Consider the following 26,744-nt stretch of genomic DNA (forward strand, 5'->3'; position numbering starts at 1 on the left):
ACACCGACCCGCACCACCAACCCCCGCCGGAGGCGAACCCGTTGGGCGGGGACCTACAGTCCCAACTCCCGGGCGATCAGCATGCGCTGGACCTCGCTCGTGCCCTCGCCGATTTCCAGGATCTTGGAGTCGCGCCACATGCGGGCGACCGGATACTCGTTCATGAAGCCGTAGCCGCCGTGGATCTGGGTGGCCTCGCGGGCGTTGTCCACGGCCACCGTCGAGGAGTAGAGCTTGGCCAGCGCGGCCTCCTTCTTGAAAGGCTCGCCGTGGACCAGGCGGGAGGCCGCGTCGCGCCAGCCGAGGCGGGCCATGTGCGCCCGCATCTCCATGTCGGCGATCTTGAACTGGATCGCCTGGTTCGCCCCGATCGGCCGGCCGAAGGCGTGGCGCTCCTTCGCGTACTTCACCGACTCGTCCACACAGCCCTGCGCCAGCCCGGTCGCCAGCGCGGAGATCGCGATGCGGCCCTCGTCCAGGATGCGGAGGAACTGGGCGTATCCGCGGCCCTCCGTGCCGACCAGATTCGCCAGCGGCACCCGGACGTCGGAGAAGGACAGCTCGCGGGTGTCCGACGCGTTCCAGCCGACCTTCGAGTACGGGGCCGCGACCGTGAAGCCCGGGGTGCCGGAGGGGACGATGATCGAGGAGATCTCCGGGCGGCCCTCCTCGGTGCGGCCGGTGACCGCCGTGACCGTGACCAGACCGGTGACGTCCGTGCCCGAGTTGGTGATGAAGCACTTCGAGCCGTTGATGACCCACTCGTCGCCGTCCCGCACGGCCGTGGTGCGCGTGCCGCCCGCGTCCGAGCCGGCCTCGGGCTCTGTCAGACCGAAGGCGCCGAGGATCTCGCCGGAGCACAGGCGCGGCAGCCACTCCCGCTTCTGCTCCTCCGTACCGAAGAGATGCAGCGGCATCGCGCCGAGCGAGACGCCCGCTTCGAGGGTGATGGCCACGGACGAGTCGACGCGGGCCAGCTCCTCCAAGGCGATGCCGAGCGCCATGTAGTCGCCGCCCATACCGCCGTACTCCTCCGGGAAGGGCAGGCCGAACAGGCCCATCCGGCCCATCTCGCGCACGATCTCGTAGGGGAACTCGTGCCGCTCGTAGAAGTCGCCGATTTTGGGCGCGACGACGTCCTGCGCGAACGCCTCGACGGTACGGCGCAGTTCGTCGTGCTCGTCGGAGAGCCGGTGGTCCAGGGGCATGGCTAGGACTCCTTGTGGGAGAGGGCGCTTACGGTGCGCGAGGGGCTGGGTCGTCCCAGCTGTTCGGCCATCCACACGCTGGTGGCGGTGAGCAGGCCGAGATCCACCCCGGTGGAGATACCGAGGCCTTGCAGCATCCACAGGAGGTCTTCGGTGGCGAGATTCCCCGTGGCGCTCTTGGCGAACGGGCAGCCGCCGAGGCCGCCCGCCGACGCGTCGACGGTGGTTACCCCGTGCTGGAGCGCGGCGAAGGTGTTGGCGAGCGCCTGGCCGTACGTGTCGTGGAAGTGCACCCCGATCCTGGAGACGTGCACACCCTCCTCGATGAGCGTGGCGAGCAGGCTCTGCACATGGCCGGGGGTGGCCACGCCGATCGTGTCGCCGAGACTCACCTCGTCGCAGCCCATGTCGACAAGGGCCCTGACGACCCGGGCGACCTGGTCGACGGGGACGGGCCCCTCCCACGGGTCGCCGAAGCACATCGACAGATAGCCGCGGACATGGAGCCGCTCGTCGCGGGCGCGGGCGACGACCGGCTCGAACATGGCGAGGGACTCGTCCAGGGACCGGTTCAGATTGGCCTTGGCGAAGGACTCGGTCGCGCTGGCGAAGACGGCCACCTGACGGACACCGAGGGCGAGCGCCCGGTCGAGTCCGCGGGCGTTCGGTACGAGGACGGGCAGCCGGACGCTCTCCAGGTCCCGCACCATCGGGAACAGCCGCTCGGCGTCGGCCAGTTGGGGCACCCACTCGGGGTGGACGAAGCTCGTCGCCTCGATGGTGGTGAGCCCGGCGGCGGCGAGGCGGTGGATGAACTCCGCCTTGATCTCGGTCGGGACGATGGTCGACTCGTTCTGGAGGCCGTCGCGCGCGCCGACCTCGTGGATCCGGATCCGGGTCGGCAGACCCTCGTCCATGACCGTCATAGGGAGTGTCATTTCTCCTCCTCGGCAGTCGCGGGAGCCTCGGTGGTCGTGGCGGGCGCGACCGGCGCGACCACGGCCAGCACCTGGTCCATGGCGACGGTGGAGCCCACCGTGACGTCCAGCTCCGTGACCGTGCCCTCGTGCGGGGCCGAGACGACGTGCTCCATCTTCATCGCCTCGACCACCAACAGGCCCTGGCCCGCGACCACTTCGTCACCGACCGCCACCTTGACGACCGTGACCGTGCCGGGCATCGGGGCGGTGAGCGCGTCGAGCCCTCCCGCGCCCGCAGCGCCGAGCAGGGCCGCCTCGACCGGATCGTGGTCCCGCACGTGCCAGCTGTCGCCGTCCCTGCCGAGCCAGTCGTCCGCCCGGTGGAACGTGTGCGTCATCCCGCCCACGGTCACGGTGACGCGGCCGGGCTCCACGTGCGACGCGCCGGAAGCGAGCAGCCGGTGAGCAACGGGTTCATGTCCCGCGATACGCAGATGGTGGGTGACCGGCACGGCCATGCCGCCCATCCGCCAGCCGTTCGGTACGGAGAAGGGGTCGGTCCAGCCGGAGCCTTGGTCGCTCGCGGGCGCGGGGGCCAGCTCCGACTCCCGTACCGCCGCCGCCGCTTCGTACACCTCGACCGGCACCTCCGCCGGCACCAGCGAGTCCGCGTCCCGCTCCACCAGGCCGGTGTCCAGCTCGCCCGCCACCACGGCGGGGTGGGCCAGCAGCCTCCGCAGGAAGCCGGCGTTCGTCGGGACGCCCAGCGTCACCGTCTCCGCCAGCGCCGCCCGCAGCCTGCGCAGCGCCGTCGCGCGGTCGGGCGCGTGCACGATCACCTTCGACAGCATCGGGTCGTACAGGCTCCCGACCTCCGTGCCCTCGCTCAGACCGGAGTCGGTCCGTACGCCGTCGCCCGCCGGCTCGCGCAGCGACAGCACCCGCCCGCCCGAGGGAAGAAAGCCGCGCGCGGGGTCCTCAGCGCAGATCCGGGCCTCGATCGCGTGCCCGGTGAGGGTGATGTCGTCCTGGCTGAAAGGGAGCCGTTCACCGGCGGCGACACGCAGCTGCCACTCGACCAGGTCCAGGCCGGTGACCAGCTCGGTGACAGGGTGCTCCACCTGGAGGCGGGTGTTCATCTCCATGAAGAAGTACGACCCCGGGTCGTCGCCCGGGACGATGAACTCGACCGTCCCCGCGCCCCGGTAGCCGCAGGAGCGCGCCGCCCGCACCGCGGCCTCGCCCATCGCCTCCCGCGTCTTCTCGTCCAGCAGGACAGACGGCGCCTCCTCGATGATCTTCTGGTGGCGGCGCTGCAACGAGCACTCGCGCTCGCCGAGATGGACCACATTGCCGTGCCCGTCGGCCAGCACCTGGATCTCGATATGGCGCGGCCGGTCGATCCACCGCTCGACCAGAAGCGTGTCGTCGCCGAAGGACGCGCGGGCCTCGCGCCGGGCCGCGGCGATCTCGTCGCGCAGGGCCGACTCCACCCGCGTGAGCCGCATGCCCTTGCCGCCGCCGCCCGCCGACGGCTTCAATAGCACCGGCATCCCGATCTCCCTGGCCGCGTCGGCCAGTTGGTCGTCGGTCAGCCCGCTGCCCGACGAACCGGGCACCACCGGCACACCCGCCGCCGCCACGGTCTCCTTGGCGCGGATCTTGTCGCCCATCAGGGAGATGGCGGAGGCCGTCGGCCCGATGAAGACGAGACCGGCGTCCGCGCACGCCTGCGCGAAGGCCGCGTTCTCCGCGAGGAAGCCGTAGCCCGGGTGGACCGCCTGGGCGCCCGAGCGGGCCGCGGCCTCCAGCAGGCGCTCGCTCACGAGATAGCTCTCGGAGGCGGGCGCAGGGCCGATCCGGACCGCGGTGTCCGCCTCACGTACATGCCGGGCGTCCGCGTCGGCGTCGCTGAAGACCGCGACGGAACGGATGCCGAGCGCGCGCAGCGTACGGATGACGCGGACCGCGATCTCGCCGCGGTTCGCGACGAGGACCGTGTCGAACATGCCGGCCGGACGCGGAGCACTCGTGTGCGGGGCGCTGCGCGGGAGGGTCGGGTGCGCGGTGGTGGTGTGCAGGGAGGTCATGTGTCACTCACATCCGGAAGACGCCGAAGCCGGGGGCGTTGCTGTCCTTCTGGGGAAGCGGGGCGTTCGCGCAGGCCGTCAGCGCCAGACCCACCACCTGACGGGTCTCCAGCGGATCGATCACCCCGTCGTCCCAGAGCCGCGCCGTCGCGTAGTAGGCGTTGCCCTGGGTCTCGTACTGCGCGCGCACCGGGTCCTTGAACGCCTCTTCCTCCTCGGCCGGCCACTGGTCGCCGCGTCCCTCGATCTGGTCGCGCTTGACCGTCGCGAGCACGGAGGCGGCCTGCTCGCCGCCCATCACCGAGATCTTGGCGTTGGGCCACATCCACAGGAAGCGGGGCGAGTAGGCCCGGCCGCACATCGAGTAGTTCCCCGCGCCGTACGAGCCGCCGACCACGACGGTGAGCTTCGGCACGCGCGCGCACGCCACCGCCGTCACCATCTTCGCGCCGTGCTTGGCGATGCCGCCCGCCTCGTACGCCTTGCCGACCATGAACCCCGAGATGTTCTGGAGGAAGAGCAGCGGGATGCCGCGCTGGTCGCACAGCTCGATGAAGTGCGCGCCCTTCTGGGCCGATTCGGAGAACAGGATGCCGTTGTTGGCGACGATCCCCACCGGGTGGCCGTGGATCCTGGCGAAGCCGGTGACCAGGGTCGTACCGAACTCGGACTTGAACTCCGCGAACCGCGAGCCGTCCACGAGCCGCGCGATGACCTCGCGCACGTCGTACGGCGTGCGCGAGTCGACCGGCACCGCCCCGTACAGCCCCATGGGGTCGACCTTCGGCTCCTCCACCGGCTCGACCCCCCAGGGCAGCGGGCCGCGCCCGGGAAGCGTCGCGACGATCGTGCGCACGATCCGCAGCGCGTGCGCGTCGTCCTCGGCGAGATGGTCGGTGACCCCCGACGTACGGGAGTGGACCTCGCCGCCGCCCAGCTCCTCCGCGGTGACGACCTCGCCAGTCGCCGCCTTCACCAGGGGCGGGCCGCCCAGGAAGATCGTGCCCTGGTCGCGGACGATCACGGCCTCGTCGCTCATCGCGGGTACATAGGCGCCGCCCGCCGTGCAGGAGCCGAGGACGGCCGCGATCTGCGGGATGCCGGCGCCGGACATCCGCGCCTGGTTGTAGAAGATCCGGCCGAAGTGGTCACGGTCGGGGAAGACCTCGTCCTGCATCGGCAGGAAGGCGCCGCCCGAGTCCACGAGATAGACGCACGGCAGTCTGTTCTCCAGCGCGACCTCCTGGGCGCGCAGATGCTTCTTCACCGTCATCGGGTAATACGTCCCGCCCTTGACCGTGGCGTCATTGGCGACCACGACCACCTCACGGCCGCTGACCCGGCCGATACCGGCGATCACCCCGGCCGCGGGCGCCTGTCCGCCGTACATGCCCTCGGCCGCCAGCGGGGCCAGCTCCAGGAAGGGCGAGCCGGGGTCCAGCAGGGTGTCCACCCGGTCACGGGGCAGCAGCTTCCCGCGCGCCACATGCCGGGCGCGGGACTTCTCGCCGCCGCCCAGGCGGGCCGCGGCGAGCCGGTCGCGCAGGGCGCCGGAGAGCTCCTCATGCGCCGCCTCGTTGGCGCGCCAGGCCTCGGCCGCCGGGTCCGCGGCGCTCGCCAGCACGGGTGCCTGCTGCATCGGTCGAGCTCCCTCGCACGGTTAATAAGCGTTAACGTACCCTCTCAGGTTAACGACCGCTAACCGTCCTGTCTAGAATGGGTTTCCATGAGCACCAGGACCGCGGCCCCGACGCGCCGCGAGCAGATCCTCAGCGAGGCGGCCAGGCTCTTCGCGGAGCGCGGCTTCCACGGCGTGGGCGTCGACGAGATAGGAGCGGCCGTCGGTATCAGCGGGCCGGGCCTGTACCGCCATTTCGCGGGCAAGGACGCCATGCTCGCCGAACTGCTGGTCGGCATCAGCGGCCGGCTGCTGGACGGCGGCAGGAAGCGGGTGGCGGCGACGGCCGGCGACCCGGCGGCCGTGCTCGCCTCGCTGATCGACGGCCATATCGACTTCGCCCTCGACGACCGCCCGCTGATCACCCTGCACGACCGCGAGCTGGACCGCCTCAGGGACAGCGACCGCAAGCTCGTGCGGCAGCTCCAGCGGCAGTATGTGGAGCTGTGGGTCGGCGTCGTCCGCGAGATCCACGAGGACCTCCCCGAGCCGGTCGCGCGCGGCGCCGTGCACGCCGTCTTCGGCCTGCTGAACTCGACGCCGCATCTGAGCCCCACCGGGCGCGGCACCCCCCGCCGCGCGGTGGCCGAGACGCTCCTGCGCCGTCTGGCGCACGGCGCGTTCGCCGCCCTCGGTGAGGAGGACGGCTCGACGCGTACCTGAGGTTGGCTCAGGCCTGGAGGCCGGCCAGCTCCCTGGCCAGCGTCTCCACCGGCTGGAACGTCGCGCCGAACAGCCCCACGTGCTTCCAGTGCAGCGTGCCGTCCGGCGCGATCAGGAAGACCGAGCGGCGCAGCCCGATCCCGGGCGCCGCGATCCCGAACGCCCTCGCCACCGTCCGGTCGGTGTCGGCGAGCAGCGGGATCCGCAGGCGGTGCGTACGGGCGAACCCCTCATGGCTGTCGACGTCCTGCGGGCTGATGCCCCACACCTCAGCCCCCAGCTCCGTGAACGTCTCCAGACCGCTGGAGTACGAGCACATCTGCCTCGTGCAGACGCTGGTGTTGTCACCGGGGTAGAAGGCGAGGACCAGCGGCCGGCCGCGGTGCTCGTCGAGGCGGTACTCCCTCCGTACGAAGGTGTCGTCCCCGTCGAGCACCCCGCCGGGCAGGGCGAAGTTCTCCACCGGACGGCCGGTACCGGGTGTCGCTGCCACAAGAGGCTCCCTTGCTGATCGCTGTTCACTGTTACGGGTGCGGTATGTCCAGTCACCGGGACGAGCGGCCCCGCGCGTACATCTGACGGCACAATGGGCTCATGCCGATACCCAGCCGCGAAGCTCTCGTCGACCACCTCGTCCGTACGCGTATCGCCGGAGACGTGGCCACGCCCAGGGACAACAACCTCTCCCACTACCGCAAGCTCGCCAACGGCGACCGCCACTTCTGGCTGGGCCTGGAGCTCGGCGACCGCTGGACCGACGAGCAGGACGTGCTGGCAGTGATGGCCGAGCGGTGCGGCGTCAACGACGATCCCGAGCACCGGCACGGCCAGGACACCATCGACCCCCAGCTGACCGTCGACGCCCTGGAGCGGATGGCGGCGCGGCTGCGCAAGGCGGCGGCGGGCCGCGAGAGCGTGCTGTTCGCCACCGGCCACCCCGGCGGGCTGCTCGACGTGCACCGGCAGACGGCGGACGCCCTGCGGCTGGCCGGCTGCGAGATCATCCGGATCCCCGGCGGGCTCACGGCCGACGAGGGCATGGTCTTCCAGTTCGCCGGTGTCGCGATGCTGGAGCGCGGCGCCACGCTCTGGCACACCCACTCGCCCGAGCCGATGCGCGCCATCCTGGACGGTCTGGAGCGCGACGGCAGACCGCAGCCGGACCTGGTGCTCGCCGACCACGGCTGGGCGGGCTGTGCGGGGCAGCGGGGGCTCGACTCGATCGGGTACGCGGACTGCAACGACCCGGCGCTGTTCATCGGCGAGGCCGAGGGCACTCTCCAGGTGACGGTCCCGCTGGACGACCATGTGACGGACCCGCGCTTCTACGACCCGATGACGGAGTACCTGCTGAACGAGGCCGGTCTCACCAGCACCGTCTGATCCCGGACTACCTGGGCACGCGCATGACGCCCTCCTGGATCACCGAGATCGCCAGCCGCCCGTCCTGGGTGAAGATCCGTGCCTGGCCGAGCCCCCGGCCGCCGGACGCGGACGGCGACGTCTGGTCGTACAGCAGCCATTCGTCCGCGCGGAAGGGCCGGTGGAACCACATCGCGTGGTCCAGGCTCGCCCCGACGATGTCGCCCGTCGCCCAGCCGCCCCTGCCGTGCGCGAGCAGCACCGAGTCGAGCAGCGTCATGTCGGAGACGTACGTCGCCAGGCACACGTGCAGCAGCGGGTCGTCGGCGAGCTTGCCGACCGTACGGAACCACACCTGCGAACGGGCCTCGCGCGGCTGCCCGGCCGTGGCGTACGGCGGGGCGTCGACGTACCGCAGATCCACCGCGGCGCGCGCCTCCAGCAGACGGTCGGCCACGGACGGGTCGACGAACCGGTCCGCGTAGCGCGGCAGCGTCTCGGCCGCGGTAGGAAGGGACTCCGGATCGGGCGCCTCCGGCATCGGCGCCTGGTGCTCCAGGCCCTCCTCGTACGCCTGGAACGACGCGGAGAGATGGAAGATCGGCTGGCCGTGCTGGACGGCCACGACCCGCCGTGTGGTGAAGGAGCGGCCGTCGCGGATGCGGTCGACCGTGTAGACGATCGGCGCGCCCGGATCGCCCGCCCGCAGGAAGTACGAGTGCAGGGAGTGGGCGGGCCGGTCGGCGGGGACCGTACGGCCCGCGGCCACCAGGGCCTGCGCGGCGACCTGGCCGCCGTAGACGCGCGGGATCGCCGCCGAGCGGCTGACACCGCGGAAGATGTCCTCCTCGATCCGCTCCAGGTCGAGCAGTTCGAGGAGGGACTCCAGTGCGTTCATGTGCTGATCGAGCTCCCGCGCGGTTCCTACAGGCCCATGGACTTGGCGATGATCATCTTCATGACCTCGCTGGTGCCACCGTAGATGCGGTTGACGCGGTTGTCCGCGTAGAGGCGGGCGATGGGGTACTCGTTCATGTAGCCGTAACCGCCGTGCAGTTGCAGGCACTTGTCGATCACGCGATGCGCGACCTCCGTACAGAAGAGCTTCGCCGACGCGGCCTCGGCGGCGGACAGCTCGCCCTTGTCGTGGGCGTCGAGGGCCCGGTCGCAGACCGCCTCGGCGGCGTCGACCTCCGCCTTGCAGGCGGCCAGTTCGAACTTGGTGTTCTGGAAGGAGGCGACGGTCTTGCCGAAGACGGTGCGGTCCTGCACGTAATTCTGGGCGAACCGGATCGCTGCCGCCGCCTGCGCGTACGCGCCGACGGCGATGCCCAGGCGCTCCTGCGGCAGATTCTGGCCGAGGTAGGAGAAGCCCTTGTGCTCCTCGCCGAGCAGGTCCTCGACGGGCACCTTGACGTCGCTGAAGGAGAGTTCGGCGGTGTCCGAGGACTTCAGGCCCAGCTTGTCGAGCTTGCGGCCGACCGCGTACCCCTCGGACCTGGTGTCCACGACGAAGAGCGAGATGCCGTGCCTGCGGTCATCGGAGCTCGGCGGGGCGGTGCGGGCGCAGACGATGACGCGGTCGGCGTGCACACCGCCGGTGATGAAGGTCTTGGCGCCGTTGAGCACATAGTGCGAGCCGTCGGCGGAGAGCTTGGCCGTGGTCTTCATGCCCGCGAGGTCGGAGCCGGTGCCGGGCTCGGTCATGGCGATGGCGTACATGGTCTCGCCGGTCACGAAGCCGGGCAGCCACCGCTTCTTCTGCTCGTCGGTGGCGTACGCCTTCACATACGGCAGACAGAGCGCGACATGCACGCTGGACCCTCCGAAGGAGACGCCCGCGCGGGCGCACTCCTCGGAGACGACGGCCTGGAACTTGAATGACTCCTCGCCCGCGCCGCCGTACTCCTCCGGCACCTCGATACCGAAGATGCCCAGCTCGCCCAGCTTGTAGTAGAACTCGCGGGGGACCAGCCCCGCCTCGTACCACTCGTCGTAGACGGGAACGACCTCGGCCTCGATGAAGGCGCGGAGAGTCTCCCGGAACGCCTCATGGTCCTCGTTGTAGACGCTACGGCGCACGGAAGCCCTCTCCCTCGGTCCGACTCGGGCTGAGTCTCTGTTTCTAAGCGCTTGCTCACTCAAGTTACCGGGGGGTTCGCACGGGTGTCCAGGGCGGCGTCCGAGCCGTCGCGCATGTCACAGTCGGCGCAGCGCGAACCACAACTCCATCCGGACGTCCGCCTCGTCGAGGTCCGCCTCCAGCAGGGCCGCGCAGCGGGCGACGCGTTGGCGCACCGTGTTGCGGTGGACCGACAGGGCAACGGCCGTACGGTCCCAACTGCCGTGCAGGGAGAGCCAGGTGCGCAGGGTCTCCGTCAGCGCGGGGGAGCCGGTGATCGGGGAGAGGAAGGCGCGGGCGTGGGCCGCCGCCTCTTCAGGAGGGATGAGCGCGGTGAAGGCGTCGGGGGAGCGGTGCTGTACGAGGGCGGCGCGCGTTGCCTCCGCGCGGCGGAGCGCGCGCCCGGCCTGGGTGTCGGCATCGGCCAGACCGCCGGGGTCGGCGGGCGCGCTCACCCCGAGCGTCCAGCCCGGCTGGGCGGTGACCGGGCGGTCGGTGAGGACGCGCACCGTGGTGCCGTCCGAGTCGGCCAGACCGCTGCCGAGGGCCGCCCCCAGCGCGGAGGGGGCGAAGGGCGTGTCGCCGCCGTGCGCGTGCACCACGGTCCAGGGGCCCGGACCGAGCAGCGGCGCCGCCTCGGCGGACGTGGCGCCCAGCAGGAGCCGTACGAGCGCCGCCGAGCGTGCCGCCTCCGCCGCGCCCTGGTGCGGCGCCGTGAGCAGCGACAGGAGGACGACGGCGACGCCCGTGACGGTGTGGTCGCCGGGCTCCCGGCCGCCCGCGGCGACGCCGAGTACCAGGCCCTGGCCGCCGCCCAGCGCGTACGCGGCCAGGTGCGCGCCGCCGACGGTGTCGGTGGCCGTGCCGTGCGGCGGGTTCACCACGCGGGCCAGCCGGGCCAGGGCCGTACGGGATCCGGGCGCCGGGTCCCGGCCCGTGGTGTGCAACTCCGCGCCGTCCGGGGCGAACAGGACCGCGCGGCCACCGAGGCGCCCCGCGAGCTGGCGCAGTACCGCGGGGACCGGGTCAGGGCGGGCGGCGGCGGCAGCGAGGCCCTGCTGGGCCTCGGTGACCCGGCGCAGTTCGCGGTGGCGGGCCTCGGCCATCAGCCGCCAGACCCCGCGCGCCACGGTGGTGAACGGCGTGCGCCGGGGGATCTCCAGCAGAGGCAGCCCGTGCCGGCCGCACGCTTCGACGAGGCTGTCGGGGACCGTGTCGTACACCGGCGCGACCCCGAAGCCGAGCGCGGCGGCGCCCGCTTCGACGACCCTCCGTACATAGGTGTCGGCGTGCGCGTCCGTGAGCTGCACGCCCGCCGTCAGCAGCAGCTCACCGCCGAGCAGATACGGGTACGGGTCGGCCATCTCGGAGGTGTGCACCCAGTGGACCGCGACCGGCGCCTCGTCGTCGGGGAGCCCGGCGATCAGGCGCAGGCCGAGGGTGCCGTCCGCGAGCAGTGCGGCCAGCGGCACCGGCGGGGTGGGTGGAGCGGCGGGTTCCGGCATGGACGGTCCATCCATCGACGGCGAGAAGAATGGATGAAACGTACACTTCAGCGTTCCTTTCCGGCCACCTACGGTCGACTCGCACACCACCGGACCCCCGGAACACCGGAATCCCCGGAGTCGATCAGGAGGAAGCCCCATGGCTGTGGACTACGCGGTGATCGTCGTCTATCTCGCCGGCATGCTCGCCATGGGCTGGTGGGGCATGCGCCGTGCCAAGTCCAAGAGCGAGTTCCTGGTGGCCGGCCGCCGGCTCGGCCCCTGGATGTACTCCGGCACGATGGCCGCGATCGTCCTCGGCGGCGCCTCCACCATCGGCGGTGTCGGCCTCGGCTACCAGTACGGGCTCTCCGGCGCCTGGATGGTCTTCACCATCGGCCTGGGACTGCTGGCCCTCTCGGTCTTCTTCTCCGCGCGCATAGCCCGGCTGAAGGTCTACACCGTCTCCGAGATGCTCGACCTTCGGTACGGAGGACGCGCCGGCGTCATCTCCGGGCTGGTCATGTGGGCGTACACCCTGATGCTCGCCGTCACCTCGACCATCGCGTACGCCACGATCTTCGACGTCCTCTTCGACCTGCACCGCACCGTCGCGATCATCCTGGGCGGCGTGATCGTCGTCGCCTACTCGGCGCTCGGGGGCATGTGGTCGATCACGCTGACGGACATGGTGCAGTTCGTCGTCAAGACGATCGGTGTCCTGCTGCTCCTGCTGCCCATCGCGGTCGTCAAGGCGGGCGGGCTCGGCGAGATGAGGGCGAAGCTTCCTACGGAGTACTTCGACCCGCTGGGCATCGGCGGCGAGACGATCTTCACGTATGTGCTGATCTACACCTTCGGCATGCTGATCGGGCAGGACATCTGGCAGCGCGTCTTCACCGCGCGCGGCGACACCACCGCGCGCTGGGGCGGCACCGTCGCCGGTACCTACTGTCTCCTCTACGCCGTCGCCGGAGCCGTCATCGGCACCGCGGCCAAGGTTCTCTACCCGAAGCTGCCGAGCGCCGACGACGCGTTCGCCACGATCGTCAAGGACGAACTCCCGCCGGGCGTACGGGGACTGGTGCTGGCCGCGGCCCTCGCCGCCGTGATGTCGACCTCGTCCGGCGCGCTGATCGCCTGTGCCACCGTCGCCAACAACGACATCTGGGCGCGGCTGCGGAGCCTGGCCGGACGGCGGGACGGCCGACTGGACCGGCCGGATGCCGTGGGGGAGCGGGACGAGGTGAAGGACAACCGCGCCTTCATCGTGGTCATGGGCGTCGCCGTCATCGGTGTCGCCATCGCGCTCAACGATGTCGTCGGTGCGCTGACCGTCGCGTACAACCTGCTCGTCGGCGGCCTGCTGGTGCCCATCCTCGGCGGCCTCCTGTGGAGGCGCGGCACCGTGCGGGGCGCGCTCGCCGCGATGATCGTGGGCGGGCTGACAGTCATCGGCCTGATGGCGTCCTACGGCATCCTGGCCAACGAACCCATCTACTACGGGCTCCTCGCCTCGCTGGCGCTCTACCTGGTCGTCAGCCTCCTGACGAAGCCGACGGACGCGGCGGTGCTCGCCGCGTGGCGCCGCCGTCTCGCCGGCGAAGGCGGGGAAGGCGCGGAGGGCGCCGACGGGGTCGACGGGGCCGGGAACGGGCCCCGGGAGCCGTCCCTCCCCTCCGGGAGTACGGGCTGAGGGCCCGAGCCGGCCCGGCCGCTGCCGCCCGAAGGGCGGCGGGCCGTCCGGCGAACCGAGGACGAGCAACCCGCGCCCTGCCGGGCACCGGTGGACCGATGCGGCCTCGGCGCCGTGCCACCCGGTGGACGCCTGCGAACACCGCACCACCCAAGGCGCCACTCCCCCTGTCGGTGGAGTGGGTCATGCTGGATCCGAACACGCACCACGAAAGGCCTCGACGATGAGCAGCGCAGAAGGACCCGACAACCCTGGCTCCGGCCTCGGGCCCCGCCCCGGCCCCGGAGCGGCCGAAAGCCCCGAGGGCGGCCCCCGGGGGCCTGTCGACTCCTCCCGCGTGCCCCGGTTCGCCGGACCGGCCACCTTCGCCCGGCTGCCCAGGCTGGACGAGGTCGGGGCCGCCGATGTCGCCGTCGTCGGCGTGCCCTTCGACAGCGGGGTGTCCTACCGGCCCGGCGCCCGCTTCGGCGGGAACGCGATCCGCGAGGCGTCCCGGCTGCTGCGCCCGTACAACCCCGCCCAGGACGCCTCGCCGTTCGCGCTCGCGCAGGTCGCCGACGCCGGTGACATCGCCGCCAACCCGTTCAACATCAACGAGGCAGTCGACACCATCGAGGCGGCGGCCGACGACCTGCTCGCGACGGGCGCGCGCCTGATGACCCTCGGCGGCGACCACACCATCGCGCTGCCGCTGTTGCGCTCGGTCGCCAAGAAGCACGGCCCGGTCGCGCTGCTGCACTTCGACGCGCACCTGGACACCTGGGACACCTACTTCGGCGCCGAGTACACCCACGGCACCCCGTTCCGCCGTGCCGTCGAGGAAGGCGTCCTCGACACCGAGGCGCTGTCGCACGTCGGCACACGCGGGCCGCTCTACGGCAGGAAGGACCTGGACGACGACGACCGCATGGGCTTCGGCATCGTCACCTCCGCCGACGTCATGCGCCGCGGGGTCGACGAGGTCGCCGACCAGCTGCGGCAGCGCATCGGGGAGCGTCCGCTCTACATCTCGATCGACATCGACGTGCTCGACCCGGCCCACGCGCCCGGCACCGGCACCCCCGAGGCCGGCGGGCTCACCTCGCGCGAACTCCTCGAAATCCTCCGCGGCCTGGCCTCCTGCCACCTGGTCTCCGCCGACGTGGTCGAGGTCGCCCCGGCGTACGACCACGCGGAGATCACCTCCGTCGCCGCATCCCACACGGCGTACGAACTGACCACGATCATGTCCCGCCAGATCGCGGAGGACCGCGCGAAGTGACTCACGACCACCACCACGAGATCCCCCGCTACACCCCCGAGCAGACCGCACAGGCCCTGAACCCGCCCGCCGGGCGCAACGGCGGCGATCTCGTCGTGGAGACACTGCACGGCCTCGGTGCCACCACCGTCTTCGGACTGCCCGGCCAGCACGCGCTGGGCATGTTCGACGCGCTGCGCCGCTCCGACCTGGAGTACATCGGGCTGCGCGTCGAGAACAACGCCGGCTTCGCCGCCGACGCCTACGGCCGCGTCACCGGCGAGGTCGCACCCCTGCTGCTCTCCACCGGGCCCGGCGCGCTGACCTCGCTCGCCGCGCTCCAGGAGGCCGCCGCGGGATCCTCGCCGGTGCTCGCGATCTCCAGCCAGATCCCGTCGGCGGGCCTCGGCGGCGGCCGGCACGGCTATCTGCACGAACTGGTCGACCAGCAGGCCTCGTTCCGCGACATCGTCAAGTCCGTCCACCTCGTCCGTACGGCCTCGCAGATCCCGTCCGCGATAGCGGCGGCCTGGGAGTCCGCGCTCACCGCACCGCACGGACCCGTCTGGGTGGAGATCCCGCAGGACGTCCTCCTGAAGGAGACGACGCTGCCGCTCGTCACCGCCGTCGACGCCACCCCGCGCGAACTGCTGCCGCGCCCGGAGCTGATCGCCGTGGCGGCGCACGCCCTGTCGCACGCGGAGCGCCCCGTGATCGTCGCGGGCGGCGGAGTCGTACGCGCGGACGCCACGGGCAAGCTGCGGACCCTCGCCGAGAAGCTGGCCGCTCCCGTCGTCACCACCTTCGGCGGTAAGGGCGCGTTCCCCTGGGAGCACCCGCTGTCGCTCCAGTCCTGGCTGGAGGACCGGCACACCACCGACTTCCTGGAGGACGCCGACGTCGTGCTGGTCGTCGGCTCCGGGCTCGGCGAACTGTCCTCCAACTACTACACGTTCCGCCCGCGCGGCCGGGTGATCCAGATCGAGGCAGACCTCGGCAAGCTGGAGTCCAACCTTCCGGCACTCGGCATCCACGCCGACGCGCGGGAGGCGCTGTCCGCGCTGCTGGAGTCCGTGACCGCCAGGGAAGGCACCGAGTCCGCGCGGGACGCCGTCCGTACGGTGCTGGCGAAGGTACGGGAGCGGATCGGCTCCCAGGACCTGGAGCTGGAGCAGCGCGTGCTCGCCGCCGTACGGGACGCGCTGCCCGCCACCTCGCCCAGCTTCTGGGACATGACGATCCTCGCCTACTGGGCCTGGTCCGCCTGGCCCGGTGCGATGCACTCGGGCCAGGGCGCCGGCGGTCTCGGCTACGGTTTCCCGGCGGCCCTGGGCGCGGCGGCGGCCGACCGTACGAAACCGGTCCTCGCGGTCTCCGGCGACGGCGGCGCGATGTACTCGATAGCCGAGCTGGCCACGGCCCGGCAGTACGACCTCCCGGTCACCTGGGTCATCGTGGACGACGGCGGCTACGGCATCCTGCGCGAGTACATGACGGACGCCTACGGCCAGACCACAGGCACCGAGCTGGCCCGCCCGGACTTCGTGGCGCTCGCGGAGTCCTTCGGGGTGCCGGCGGTCCGCACGAGCCCCGATTCGCTGCGTGAGGACCTGTCGAAGGCGCTCGCGGCCCCCGGTCCTTCGGTGGTGGTGCTCCCGGCGCTCCTGAAGCTGTTCGCCCCGACGCACCTGCCTGCCGCGTAGCGGGGTCCGGGGGCGGCCTAGGCCATCGGTCCTGGTTCCTCCGGCGAGCGCCTCGGTCCAGCGACGGGTATTTGTTGCAGCGGGATGAATTCCGCACGTGGGCGCGTTGATGCCTTCCGGCAGGGGGTCCACGGGGGACGCCCGCGTACCGACAGGCGACAGGGCAGACGGAGGGCGGCAGACAGTGGCGGCGGAGCGAACAGACCCCGAGCGCGGGACCGGGGCGGACCAGGCCGGAGAGGGCAAGGCCGGCTGGGCCAGGCGTCTCATCGGCTACGCCTGGCGCTACCGGCGCAACGTGATCCTCGCCCTCGGCTCCTCCCTCGGCGGCATGGCCGTCATGGCCCTCGTCCCGCTGATCACCAAGGTCGTCATCGACGACGTCATAGGCACCGGCACCCGCTCCATCGCCGTCTGGACCGGCCTCCTCGTGGCCGCGGCCGTCGTCATCTACGTCATGGCCTACATCCGCCGCTACTACGGCGGACGTCTCGCCCTGGACGTCCAGCACGACCTCCGTACGGAGATGTACGGCACCATCTCCAAGCTGGACGGCCGCCGCCAGGACGAGCTCTCCACCGGACAGGTCGTCGGCCGCGCCACCAGCGACCTCCAGCTCATCCAGGGCCTGCTCTTCATGCTGCCGATGACCATCGGCAACGTCCTGCTCTTCGTCATCTCCCTCGTGATCATGGCGTGGCTCTCGCTGCCCCTGACCCTCGTCGCACTCGGCGTAGCCCCCGCCCTCTGGTACATCGCCCGCCGCAGCCGCACCCGGCTGCACCCCGCCACCTGGTACGCCCAGTCGCAGGCCGCGACCGTGGCGGGAGTCGTGGACGGCTCCGTCTCCGGCGTACGTGTCGTCAAGGGCTTCGGCCAGGAGGACCAGGAGACCGGCAAGCTGCGCGCCGCCGGCCGCAAGCTGTTCGCGGGCCGGCTGCGGACGATCAAGCTCAACTCGCGCTACACACCCGCCCTCCAGGCCGTACCGGCCTTCGGACAGGTCGCGATGCTCGCGCTCGGCGGCTGGCTCGCCACGCGCGGCCAGATCACCCTCGGCACGTTCGTCGCCTTCTCCACCTACCTCGCACAGCTCGTCGGCCCCGTCCGCATGCTCGCCATGGTCCTGACCGTCGGCCAGCAGGCCCGCGCGGGCGTCGAGCGCGTCCTCGAACTGATCGACACCGAGCCGTCGATGCAGGACGGCACGAAGACGCTGCCCGCCGACGTGGAGGCGTCCGTCGAGTTCGACGACGTGACGTTCTCCTACGAAGACGGCCGCACCGTCCTGGAGGGCTTCTCGCTGGAGATCCGCCCCGGCGAGACCGTCGCCGTCGTCGGCTCGTCCGGCAGCGGCAAGTCCACCGTCTCGCTGCTCCTGCCGCGCTTCTACGACGTGACGCACGGCGCCGTCCTCGTCGGCGGCCACGACGTGCGCGAACTGACCCTCGAATCCCTGCGCGCCGCCATCGGGCTCGTACCGGAAGACAGCTTCCTCTTCTCCGACACCGTCCGGGCCAACATCGCCTACGGCAAGCCCGACGCCACCGACGAGGAGATCGAGCGCGCCGTACGCGCCGCCCAGGCCGACCGCTTCATCGCCGAACTGCCCGCCGGCTACGACACCACCGTCGGCGAACAGGGCCTGACCCTCTCCGGCGGCCAGCGCCAGCGCATCGCCCTGGCCCGCGCGATTCTCACCGACCCCCGTCTGCTGCTCCTGGACGACGCCACGTCCGCCGTCGACGCCCGCGTCGAGCACGAGATCCACGAGGCGCTGCGCTCGGTGATGGCCGGCCGCACGACGCTGCTCATCGCCCACCGCCGCTCCACGCTCGGCCTCGCCGACCGTATCGCCGTACTCGACGGCGGACGGCTCGCCGACATCGGCACCCACGACGAACTCCAGGAACGGTCCGCCCTCTACAGAAGGCTGCTCACCGACCCGGACGAGCTCGGCGGCGTGTCCCCGGGCCATGTCCCCGCCGTCGTCGGCGGTACGGCCGCGGAGGACGACCGCACCGTCCAGGAGGAGATGGACGCCGAGTTCGACGCCGAACGCGGCATCACCCCCGCCCTCTGGGTACGCGACGAGGCGCCCGCCGAGGAGTCGGCCGCGCCCGGCGCCACACCCGAACTGCTCGCACAGGTCGAGGCGCTGCCCCCGGCCACCGACGTCCCGTCGATCGACGAGTCCCGTGCCGTCGCCCCGGAGTCGTCCTACGGGCTGCGCCGCCTCCTGCGCGGCTTCGGGCTGCCCCTGGCCGCCAGCCTGGCCCTGGTCGCCGTGGACGCCGGTATGGGCCTGCTGCTGCCGGTCCTGATCAGGCACGGCATCGACGAGGGCGTGGAGCGGCTCGCGCTCGGCGCGGTGTGGGCGGCCTCCCTGCTCGGCCTGCTGGTCGTGGCGGTCCAGTGGGCCGCCCAGATCGGCGAGACGCGGATGACAGGCCGCACCGGCGAACGTGTCCTGTACTCGCTGCGCCTGAAGATCTTCGCGCAGCTCCAGCGGCTCGGACTCGACTACTACGAGCGCGAGTTGACCGGTCGCATCATGACCCGTATGACGACGGACGTGGACGCGCTGTCCACGTTCCTCCAGACCGGACTCGTCACCGCCTTCGTCTCCGTCGTCACCTTCTTCGGCATCCTCGTCGTGCTCCTGGTCATCGACGTGGAGCTGGCGCTGGTGGTCTTCGCGACCCTGCCCGTGCTGATCGTCGGCACGGTCTTCTTCCGGCGCAAGAGCGTCAAGGCGTACGAGCTGGCGCGCGAGCGGATCAGCGTCGTCAACGCCGACCTCCAGGAGTCCGTGTCCGGGCTCCGTATCGTCCAGGCCTTCGGCCGCGAGAAGGACGGCGCCCGGCGGTTCGCGGACCGCAGCGACCACTACCGGCAGGCGCGGGTGCGCGGCCAGTGGCTGATCTCCGTCTACTTCCCGTTCGTCCAGCTCCTGTCGTCGGTGGCTGCCGCAGCCGTGCTGATCGTGGGCGCGGGCCGGGTGGAGTCGGGGACGCTGACGACCGGCGCGCTCGTCGCGTATCTCCTCTACATCGAGCTGTTCTTCGCGCCTGTGCAGCAGTTGTCGCAGGTCTTCGACGGCTACCAGCAGGCCGCGGTCTCGCTGGGGCGTATCCAGGAGCTGCTGCGCGAGCCGACCTCTACCGAGGAGGCGAGGACACCGGTCGCCGTGGAGTCGCTGCGCGGCGAGATCGCCTTCGAGGACGTGCACTTCGCGTACGGGAACCTGGATGGCGGTCCGGCCGAGGGCGGCGGCGTCGGTGACCCGAACGAGGCGGTCGTACTCACCAAGGCCGTCGTACTCACCAAGGCGGTCGTACCGGCCAAGGCCCCGGTCCAGGAGGAGACCGCCCTCATGGGCATCGACCTCCGTATCCCGGCGGGTCAGACGGTCGCCTTCGTCGGTGAGACGGGCGCGGGCAAGTCCACGCTCGTCAAGCTCGTCGCCCGCTTCTACGACCCGACGTCCGGCCGTGTCACGGCGGACGGCACCGACCTGCGCGACCTGGACATGACCGCCTACCGGCACCGGCTCGGAGTCGTACCGCAGGAGGCGTACCTCTTCGCCGGGACGGTGCGCGACGCGATCGCGTACGGGCGGCCCGGGGCCACCGACGCCGAGGTGGAGTCGGCGGCCCGCGCGGTCGGCGCGCACGAGATGATCGCCACGCTCGACGGCGGCTATCTGCACGAGGTCGCCGAGCGGGGCCGTAATCTCTCCGCCGGTCAGCGGCAGTTGATCGCGCTGGCCCGCGCCGAGCTGGTCGACCCGGACGTCCTGCTCCTGGACGAGGCGACCGCCGCGCTCGACCTCGCCTCCGAGGCGCTGGTCAACCAGGCGACCGACCGGCTGTCGGGGCGGCGGACGACGCTGGTCGTCGCGCACCGGCTGACGACGGCCGCGCGCGCCGACCGGGTGGTCCTCCTGGACCACGGCCGTGTCGTGGAGGACGGCACGCACGCGGAACTGCTCGCGCTCGACGGCGCGTACGCGCGGCTGTGGCGCAGCTTCATCGGCGAGGCGGAGCCGGAGGGAGAGCCGGAGCGCGCGACCGTCGCGGGAGCGTGACGGCGCGGGCTCACCACTGGAGCGTGGGGGCGCCGTCCGCGTCGAGGGTCTCCGCCAGCAGGTCGGCGTAGCGGCGCAGGTCCTCGTGCCAGCCGACGAAGGACGCGAAGTCCCGCATATGGACGGCGAGTCGGAGGGTGGCCGCGCGGGCGGTGCCGGGCGGGAGCGCCGCGGTGATGTCCTCGGCGTTCTCGGTGTCCTCGCCGACCTCCGTACGGAGGTGGGTGCCGGCGTTCTCCTCCTTACGGAGGTAGCCGGCGAGCAGGGCGCGGGCCGCGGCCGGATAGTCCACGGGCGGGCCCTGTCCTGCGGCGCCGAGACCGCGTATGGCGGCGGAACGCAGCTCGTGCAGTTCACCGAGGGTCCAGCCGAGGTCGAGGGCCGGGTCGCCGCCGGTGACCTCTTCGCCGGTGAGTAGCACGCTGTGGTCACCGGCAGGGGAGGGGACCAGCCAGCCGGTGCTGGGGGCGCCGTGGAGCAGGACCGCACCTCCCCTGCCGGGTGGTCGGCGGGCGGCCTCGGCCCAGTCGGTAAGCCGGGACCACAGCTGTGGGCCGAGCCGGTCGTGGGCCAGGGCACGCAGCCGGGCGCTGTCCTCCTCTTCAGGAGGCGCCCCCGAGATCCAGTCCAGGAGCCGCCGTACGCCGTGGTGCGGGGGCGGGGGCTCAGTGAACTCCCAGGGCACGTCGTGCAGTTGCCGCAGGGTCCGGCCCGCGTCCGCCAACGCCCGTACGGAGAGCCGGTGGCCCGTCTCGTCGCCGGACGGCAGCAGCCGGGCCACCGACACGGCGCCCGGCACCCGGTACACGAGCCCGCCGCCATCCCCCGACGCCGCGGCCCGTTCACCGAGCGCGAGCCGGGCACCGGAGCCCGTGCGCGTACCAGCGCCCGCACCGGTACCCGAGGCGAGGGCGGCGTCCACCCGGCGAAGCGCGGCGCCGACCGCGGGCGGGGGAGGAACCTGCGGCCGGTCGTGGGCCGCCCCGGGCACGCGCAGCCAGCTGAACCGGCCGTCGCCGTGGTACCGCACGCTGATCCGCAGATACCGGGTGCCGTACTCGCGTACGGTGACCGACCCGGCGGCCCCCGCGGGCCGTACCTCCGCGGGGACCGCCGGAGCATCCGCCGGGTCAGCCACGGCCGTCCCGCCGCCGGACCGCGTCCACGATCTCCCGCGCGTCCTGGAGCGCGGCTTCCTGGCCCTCGGTGAAGAGCACACCGCCGCAGTTGAGGATCACCTCGTCGACCCCGGCGTCGCGGTACTCGCCGAGCACGCCCGCGATGTGGTCGGCGGAGCCGTACACGTACGTCCCGCTGTCCACCAGGGCGGTGGCACCGGCCTGGGGGTCGGCCGGGTCGGCCGCGACACCGGCCCGGCGCAGCATGTCCGTGTAGTGGTCGGCGGAGAGATGCCCGGCGGCGGCGGTGTGGGCGAGGACGTACGGGTCCCGCTTCGGGCGGTCGACCGCGACATGGACGACGGTCGCGACCCGGCACCGGGTGTCCCGGTCCTTGGCGCCCTCGTCCAGCGCCGGAACCAGGGTCTCGGCGACATAGCCGGGCGGGGTCATCCAGGTGATGGCGACGTCGGCGACACCGCCCGCGGTGCGTGCCATGTTGGGGCGCAGCACGCCCACCCCGACCTCCACGCGCGCGTGTTCCATCGGCATCAGCCGTCCGCGCAGCGCGTGGTAGTCACCGGCGTGGTCGACGATCTCGCCGTCCAGCAGGGAGCGGACGGTACGCAGGTACTCCGCCGCCATCGTGCGGGGGCTGTCGTACGGCCGCCCGTTCAGGCTCCGTACGAAGGCGGGCGCGCCGACGCCGTAGCCGGCCACCACGGGGTGACCCGTCGTCAGGGCCAGCGAACGGGCCTGGAGGGCGGCCTCGTACGGATGGCGCAGCGGCATCAGCGTCACGCTGGTGCCGACCGGGACGCGCACCCCGGCGCCGGCGAGATGCGCGAACACCTGGTGCGTCTCCACCTTGAGCGACTGGCCCATCCACACGCGGCGCGCTTCGCCGTCGCGTACCAGCTCGGCGTAGGGACGCACGGTCTCGGTGGTGTCCGGCATGCTCGGTACGAGGATGCTCGGCAGCGTGGACCGGTCGGACGCGTCGGTGGTCACGAGGCAGCACACCTTCCCTGGTAGCTGTGGCGATTGCTCTGGCCGGCGCGTGTGGCGCCGGTGCTGTGCGGTGCGTTCTGGCAGTGCCTGTTGCTGACTGTATCTGTTGTCATTCCTTGACGGAATGTTGTGTTTCCCTTACCTTCTCCGTATGAGCCCAGTGAGCCATCGCGAGGGATCGCCGATCTACAACCAGCTGAGAGTCCTGCGCGCCGAGCGCGGCCTCAGCAGGGTCGCGCTCGCCGAAGCGGTGGAGGTGCACCCGCAGACCATCGGCGCCATCGAGCGGGGTGACTACTTCCCGAGTCTCGATCTGGCGTTCCGGCTCAGTGACGTGTTCGGCCTTCCGGTCGAGGCGATCTTCAGTCGTAAGCCCTTCGTCCCGCTCTCCGCCCAGGTGTACAACAAGGAGGAACGCCCGTGACCCCGCAACCGAGTTCCGACGAGACGACGACGGCGGCCGGCGGTCCGCTGCGGCCGATGGCGATCGGGCTCTCCGTGCTCAGCGCGGTGATGGTGGTGCTGTCGCAGATCTCCGACGGCAACGCCTTCTCCGACTCCTGGTGGCTCGTGGCCTTCGTCGTCTGGCTGATGCTGTGGGGTCTGCTGCGCTCGATGACCCGCGGTCTGGGTGAACGGCCGGTGGCCGGGCTCGACGAACGCGAGCAGGGGGTGCGCAATCGCGTCGCCTTCATCGGATACCAGTGCGCGGTCGGCGCCGGCATGCTGGTCGTACTGGTCATGGTCGCCTTCCAGAACGAACCCGACGTGATCGAGCGGATCCCCGCGCTGCTCACGACGTTGATGCTGACCTCCGCGGCGCTGCCGTCGATCCTGCTGGGACTGTCCGGCATCGACGGTGAGGACGCCGAGAGCTTCCGCGACGAGCAGGGCGGGTAAAACGGTGAGGCGGGTGCCCACCGATTGCGGCGGTGGGCACCCGCCCCGTTCCTCGTACGTCCTGCTCAGGGGGTTCCGCGGATCAGCAGGAGTGGTCGAAGGTGTTGTCGATCGACACGGCCGAGATGGCGGACGCGGCGGAGATGCACGCGGCCGACGAGGTGACCGTGACGGTGATGGTGGCGCCGGGCGCCTCCACCGCGGCGACGAGCTCGTCGGCCTCGGCGTAGGTGGTGTAGCCGCTGATCAGGGACTGGGTGTTCATAGCAACTCCCTTGGGCGATTCGAATGAACGGTGCCTTTTCGGCGATTGCCGAGGGTGGTGCGGTGAAGCGGTCGTGCGGTGAAGCGTTCGTGCTGTGACTCGGTAGTGCGGTGCCGCGGCTACGCGGTTCAGCAGGAGTGGTCGAAGGTGTTGTCGATCGACACGGCCGAGATGGCGGAAGCCGCGGAGATGCACGCCTGCGACGAGGTCACCGTGATGGTGATGGTGCCGCCCGGGGCGTCGACCGCGGGGACGAGCTCGTCGGCGTCGGCGTAGCTGGTGTAACCGTTGATCAGAGACTGGGTGTTCATGGCAACTCCCTTGGACGATTCGAATGAACCTTGCACCTGAACCTTGCGCCGGATCGGCAATTGGGGAATCACGTTCTCCGGCCGTGCCAGCACCATTCCGTCCCGGGCAGCGCGCTGGCAATGGAGTTGACCGCTTTCGGACACTGGCCGCTTTCGGTCAACGGGGCCCGTTGAGGCGGTAGTTGACCGCGTCTATGCTCGCCTGGATGACTCGGAATCAGCTGCGCCGCCTGGTATTGGACAACGGTCTGCGGGTGCTGCTGGCACCCAATCCGACCGGCGCTTCAATCGGTGTCGCCGTGCACTACGGAGTGGGTTTCCGCACCGAGCCCAAGGGGCACACGGGACTGGCTCATCTCTTCGAACATCTCATGATCCAGGGTGGCCATGGAAGCGCACCCCACGGGTACTTGCCCCAGGTACAGCGGGCCGGCGGTCTCGGAGACGCGAAAACAAGACAGGACCTGACGGTCTATTACGCCGCCGCTCCCGCCTCCGCGCTGGAAATGCTGCTCGCCCTCGAAGCGGACCGAATGCATTCGCCACGTATTTCCGCGCGAAATCTGCGCACACAAACCGCGGTTATCGACGAAGAGATACGTCTCATGGTGCGCAATCGTCCCTACGGCGCATTTCCCTGGGTACTGCCGCGTGCTCTGCACACCCGCGCCGAAAACGCGCGGGACGGATACGGCGAGAGCGTCGATCTGGCGGCCCTCGACATCCCGCTGTGCGAGCGGTTTTTCGTCGACCACTACGGTCCCGGAAATGCCCTGGTGACCCTGACCGGCGCTTTTGAGCCGGACGCGGCGGAGCGCGTCGTACGCCGGCATTTCGAGCCCCTGCCCGGCCGTCCCGTGGTGGCCGCGCCCGACGGTCCGGAGCCGGAACCCCGGGAGGACAGACATCTGTCGGTCACCGACCCGCACGCCGGACTGCCCGCGGTGGCGGTCGGCTACCGGATGCCGGATCCCGTGACGGAGCGCGCCGGCTATCTCGCCCATCTGGTCCTGGCCGCCCTGCTGGGGCAGGGCAGACACGCGCTGCTGCGCCGGGGGCCGGCCGCGCCGGCCGGGGTGGCGAGCCTGTCGGTGGGCTGCGGGCTGTTCGGGCTGCCGCTGGACACGACGGGGCCCGATCTGCTGACGCTGTTCGCGGTGTACGGGGGAGGCGGAAGTGGCGGAGACAGAGGTGGGGGAGACGGGGATGCGGGGCGTGTCACCGACGCGCTGGACTCCGTGCTCACGACGCTGGCCGAGAACGAGGTGGACGCCGGGCTGTTGCGGGCCACCACCGCCCGCTGGGCGTCCGGGGCACTGCGTGAGCTGGGCGACCCGAGCACCCGCGCCCAGCTGCTCGGCCAGCGCGAAATGCTGTTCGGCGAGGCGGAGTTGACCGAGCGGCTGCCCGAGCTGATACGGACCGGGGTGACCGCTGAGCAGGTGAGCAGGGCCGCGGCCCGGCTGCGCGCGTCGCACCGGGCGGTCGTACGTTTCGAACCCCGCGCGAGCACGAACGCGACCACTCCGGGAACGACGGTGGCGGCATGAGCGGCGACGCGCGCCTGCCCCTGCCCGACCTCGACACCGCACTCCCCAACGGGCTGCGCGTGGTGCTCTGTTCGGCCCCCGTCGTTCCCCTCGTCGAGATCCGGCTCACCGTCCCGTACGCCTCGAAGGGACCGGGCGAGGTCGCGCTGCGCCAACTGCTGGCCGGGATCCTGCTGCAGGGCACCGCACACCGTGACGCCGACGCCTTCGACACGGCCCTCGCCACGCACGGCGCCGCGCTCAGCGCGGGCGCCGACGCGCGCAGGTTCACCGTCACCGGCCATATGCTCGCCGAATCCCTGCCCGCCGTGCTGGAGTTGCTGGCCGAGACCGTCCGCCGGCCCCGGCTGACGGAGGATGTCATCGCCCCCGAACGGACCAGGCTGGCGCGCCGTATCGAGCTCTCATCGCACCAGCCCGCGGCCGTCGCCCAACAGGCGCTGCTGCGCCGGCGGTACGGCGACGAGGTCGCCGCCCGATGGCAGCCGTCGCCCCAACTGGCCGCCGCTTGCACCCCGGAGGACCTGGCCGAGCTGCACGCCCGGCAGCTGGGCGCCGACGGCGCGGTGCTCGTACTGGTCGGGGATCTGCGGCCCGATGACGCACTCGCGGCGGTCACCGACGCGTTCGGGGCATGGCATACCGGTCCGTCGCAGGACATCCCCGACCCGCCGCCCGCTTTTATCGGCGGACCGCCCCTGTGGGTGGACCGGCCGGGCGCCGTACAGAGCATGATCCGGCTGGCCACACCGGCCCTGCCGCGTACCGATCCGGGCTATCCGGCCCTGCATCTGTCCCAGTTGGTCTTCGGCGGGTCCTTCGCGTCCCGGCTGGTCGCGCATCTGCGCGAGGAGAAGGGGTACGCCTACCAGCTCGGCTCCGGCATGGAGTCCGTACCGGGCGCGTCCACGCTGATGATCGAGGCCGACACCGCCGCCGAGCACACGGCTGCGGCGCTCGGGGTGATCCGCGACGAACTCGTACGGATGGCGGCCGAACCGCCGTCGGAGCGCGAGGTCGACGCGGCCAGGAGCTACGCGATCGGCTCCATCGCCACGGCGATGTCCTCGCCGGCCTCCCTCGCCTCGGGCCTGTCGAATCTGCTGCACATCGGGGTCGGGGCCAACTGGCTGCACGGATGGGGCCCGTTGCTGAACGGAGTGACGTACGAGGCGGTCGGAGAGGCGGCCCGGCGGTTCTTCCGGCCCGCGGCCTTCACGGGCGTGGTCCTCGCCGACGAGCCGGCGGTCGCGCCCCTGCGGAGCGATGGAGCCGGCCACCAACTCGACTTCTGACACGCCCATATGACGGAGGGGCCGGTGTTCCCGGGAGC

The 26,744-nt window shown here is 71.6% G+C and carries 22 protein-coding genes; 10 read left to right on the forward strand and 12 right to left on the reverse strand.

All coding sequences use genetic code 11. The features are described from left to right. Window positions 1-53: 53 nt before the first annotated feature. The 4 genes from ACFWV8_RS09860 to ACFWV8_RS09875 form a co-directional block, all read right to left on the reverse strand. Window positions 54-1,208, reverse strand: coding sequence for an acyl-CoA dehydrogenase family protein (locus tag ACFWV8_RS09860; protein ID WP_384199327.1), 1,155 nt, complete (start codon window positions 1,206-1,208; stop codon window positions 54-56). A gap of 2 nt (window positions 1,209-1,210) precedes the next feature. Continuing rightward, the gene (locus ACFWV8_RS09865) at window positions 1,211-2,146 is read right to left on the reverse strand and encodes a hydroxymethylglutaryl-CoA lyase (protein ID WP_384199329.1); all 936 of its coding nucleotides are present in this window, start codon (window positions 2,144-2,146) and stop codon (window positions 1,211-1,213) included. Next, window positions 2,143-4,137, reverse strand: a complete 1,995-nt coding sequence (locus ACFWV8_RS09870; protein WP_384199377.1) for an acetyl/propionyl/methylcrotonyl-CoA carboxylase subunit alpha — start codon at window positions 4,135-4,137, stop codon at window positions 2,143-2,145. The genes ACFWV8_RS09865 and ACFWV8_RS09870 overlap by 4 nt, the downstream gene beginning before the upstream one ends. 88 nt (window positions 4,138-4,225) lie before the next feature. Beyond that, a complete protein-coding gene (locus tag ACFWV8_RS09875; protein WP_384199331.1) occupies window positions 4,226-5,857 on the reverse strand; it encodes a carboxyl transferase domain-containing protein in 1,632 nt (543 codons plus the stop codon). An 87-nt stretch (window positions 5,858-5,944) separates the two neighbouring features. Here ACFWV8_RS09875 and ACFWV8_RS09880 point away from each other — a divergent pair, with 87 nt between their 5' ends. After that, window positions 5,945-6,559 (forward strand): TetR/AcrR family transcriptional regulator, encoded by a 615-nt coding sequence (locus tag ACFWV8_RS09880; RefSeq protein ID WP_384199333.1) that lies wholly within the window; start codon window positions 5,945-5,947, stop codon window positions 6,557-6,559. A gap of 7 nt (window positions 6,560-6,566) precedes the next feature. Here the strand turns inward: ACFWV8_RS09880 and ACFWV8_RS09885 are convergent, their stop codons facing one another. Next, window positions 6,567-7,052, reverse strand: a complete 486-nt coding sequence (locus ACFWV8_RS09885) for a peroxiredoxin (RefSeq protein WP_384199335.1) — start codon at window positions 7,050-7,052, stop codon at window positions 6,567-6,569. A 101-nt stretch (window positions 7,053-7,153) separates the two neighbouring features. On the opposite strand from ACFWV8_RS09885, the gene ACFWV8_RS09890 reads away from it, so the two are divergent. Continuing rightward, entirely contained in the window at window positions 7,154-7,942 is a 789-nt protein-coding gene (locus tag ACFWV8_RS09890) for a phosphatase (RefSeq protein WP_384199337.1), read from the forward strand. 7 nt (window positions 7,943-7,949) lie between these two features. Here ACFWV8_RS09890 and tesB read toward each other — a convergent pair whose 3' ends face one another. The 3 genes from tesB to ACFWV8_RS09905 form a co-directional block, all read right to left on the reverse strand. Next, window positions 7,950-8,819: an acyl-CoA thioesterase II gene (gene tesB / locus ACFWV8_RS09895; RefSeq protein ID WP_384199339.1), complete on the reverse strand. Its 870-nt coding sequence runs from the start codon at window positions 8,817-8,819 to the stop codon at window positions 7,950-7,952. Window positions 8,820-8,845: 26 nt separating this feature from the next. Further along, the gene (locus tag ACFWV8_RS09900; RefSeq protein ID WP_384199341.1) at window positions 8,846-10,003 is read right to left on the reverse strand and encodes an acyl-CoA dehydrogenase family protein; all 1,158 of its coding nucleotides are present in this window, start codon (window positions 10,001-10,003) and stop codon (window positions 8,846-8,848) included. 117 nt (window positions 10,004-10,120) lie between these two features. Then, on the reverse strand, window positions 10,121-11,548 hold the full coding sequence (locus ACFWV8_RS09905; RefSeq protein ID WP_384199343.1) for a PucR family transcriptional regulator: 1,428 nt from the start codon (window positions 11,546-11,548) through the stop codon (window positions 10,121-10,123). 139 nt (window positions 11,549-11,687) lie between these two features. On the opposite strand from ACFWV8_RS09905, the gene ACFWV8_RS09910 reads away from it, so the two are divergent. From ACFWV8_RS09910 to ACFWV8_RS09925, 4 genes are all read left to right on the forward strand, one after another. After that, window positions 11,688-13,223: a sodium:solute symporter gene (locus tag ACFWV8_RS09910; protein WP_384199345.1), complete on the forward strand. Its 1,536-nt coding sequence runs from the start codon at window positions 11,688-11,690 to the stop codon at window positions 13,221-13,223. Between the two features lie 223 nt (window positions 13,224-13,446). Further along, entirely contained in the window at window positions 13,447-14,484 is a 1,038-nt protein-coding gene (speB, locus tag ACFWV8_RS09915) for an agmatinase (protein ID WP_384199347.1), read from the forward strand. After that, window positions 14,481-16,166, forward strand: coding sequence for a thiamine pyrophosphate-binding protein (locus tag ACFWV8_RS09920; RefSeq protein ID WP_384199349.1), 1,686 nt, complete (start codon window positions 14,481-14,483; stop codon window positions 16,164-16,166). Before speB ends, ACFWV8_RS09920 begins: the two co-directional genes overlap by 4 nt. Before the next feature lie 268 nt (window positions 16,167-16,434). Beyond that, window positions 16,435-20,256 (forward strand): ABC transporter ATP-binding protein, encoded by a 3,822-nt coding sequence (locus tag ACFWV8_RS09925; protein WP_384199379.1) that lies wholly within the window; start codon window positions 16,435-16,437, stop codon window positions 20,254-20,256. A 10-nt stretch (window positions 20,257-20,266) separates the two neighbouring features. Here ACFWV8_RS09925 and ACFWV8_RS09930 read toward each other — a convergent pair whose 3' ends face one another. Both ACFWV8_RS09930 and ACFWV8_RS09935 read right to left on the reverse strand, forming a co-directional pair. Beyond that, window positions 20,267-21,394 (reverse strand): hypothetical protein, encoded by a 1,128-nt coding sequence (locus ACFWV8_RS09930; protein WP_384199351.1) that lies wholly within the window; start codon window positions 21,392-21,394, stop codon window positions 20,267-20,269. Further along, the gene (locus tag ACFWV8_RS09935) at window positions 21,387-22,385 is read right to left on the reverse strand and encodes an LLM class flavin-dependent oxidoreductase (RefSeq protein ID WP_384199353.1); all 999 of its coding nucleotides are present in this window, start codon (window positions 22,383-22,385) and stop codon (window positions 21,387-21,389) included. The genes ACFWV8_RS09930 and ACFWV8_RS09935 overlap by 8 nt, the downstream gene beginning before the upstream one ends. Before the next feature lie 151 nt (window positions 22,386-22,536). On the opposite strand from ACFWV8_RS09935, the gene ACFWV8_RS09940 reads away from it, so the two are divergent. Continuing rightward, a complete protein-coding gene (locus ACFWV8_RS09940; protein WP_384199355.1) occupies window positions 22,537-22,809 on the forward strand; it encodes a helix-turn-helix transcriptional regulator in 273 nt (90 codons plus the stop codon). Then, on the forward strand, window positions 22,806-23,285 hold the full coding sequence (locus ACFWV8_RS09945) for a hypothetical protein (RefSeq protein WP_384199357.1): 480 nt from the start codon (window positions 22,806-22,808) through the stop codon (window positions 23,283-23,285). Before ACFWV8_RS09940 ends, ACFWV8_RS09945 begins: the two co-directional genes overlap by 4 nt. Window positions 23,286-23,367: 82 nt before the next feature. On the opposite strand, the gene ACFWV8_RS09950 is transcribed toward ACFWV8_RS09945, so the two are convergent. After that, window positions 23,368-23,550, reverse strand: a complete 183-nt coding sequence (locus ACFWV8_RS09950) for an LxmA leader domain family RiPP (protein ID WP_329387440.1) — start codon at window positions 23,548-23,550, stop codon at window positions 23,368-23,370. Window positions 23,551-23,678: 128 nt separating this feature from the next. Beyond that, window positions 23,679-23,861, reverse strand: a complete 183-nt coding sequence (locus ACFWV8_RS09955) for an LxmA leader domain family RiPP (protein ID WP_384199359.1) — start codon at window positions 23,859-23,861, stop codon at window positions 23,679-23,681. A gap of 206 nt (window positions 23,862-24,067) precedes the next feature. Here ACFWV8_RS09955 and ACFWV8_RS09960 point away from each other — a divergent pair, with 206 nt between their 5' ends. Together ACFWV8_RS09960 and ACFWV8_RS09965 are read left to right on the forward strand one after the other, a co-directional pair. Continuing rightward, on the forward strand, window positions 24,068-25,411 hold the full coding sequence (locus ACFWV8_RS09960) for a M16 family metallopeptidase (protein WP_384199361.1): 1,344 nt from the start codon (window positions 24,068-24,070) through the stop codon (window positions 25,409-25,411). Further along, window positions 25,408-26,706, forward strand: a complete 1,299-nt coding sequence (locus ACFWV8_RS09965) for a M16 family metallopeptidase (protein WP_384199363.1) — start codon at window positions 25,408-25,410, stop codon at window positions 26,704-26,706. Before ACFWV8_RS09960 ends, ACFWV8_RS09965 begins: the two co-directional genes overlap by 4 nt. Window positions 26,707-26,744: the final 38 nt, after the last annotated feature.

The sequence above is a fragment of the Streptomyces sp. NPDC058665 genome (genome assembly GCF_042714995.1).
GTDB lineage: Bacteria > Actinomycetota > Actinomycetes > Streptomycetales > Streptomycetaceae > Streptomyces.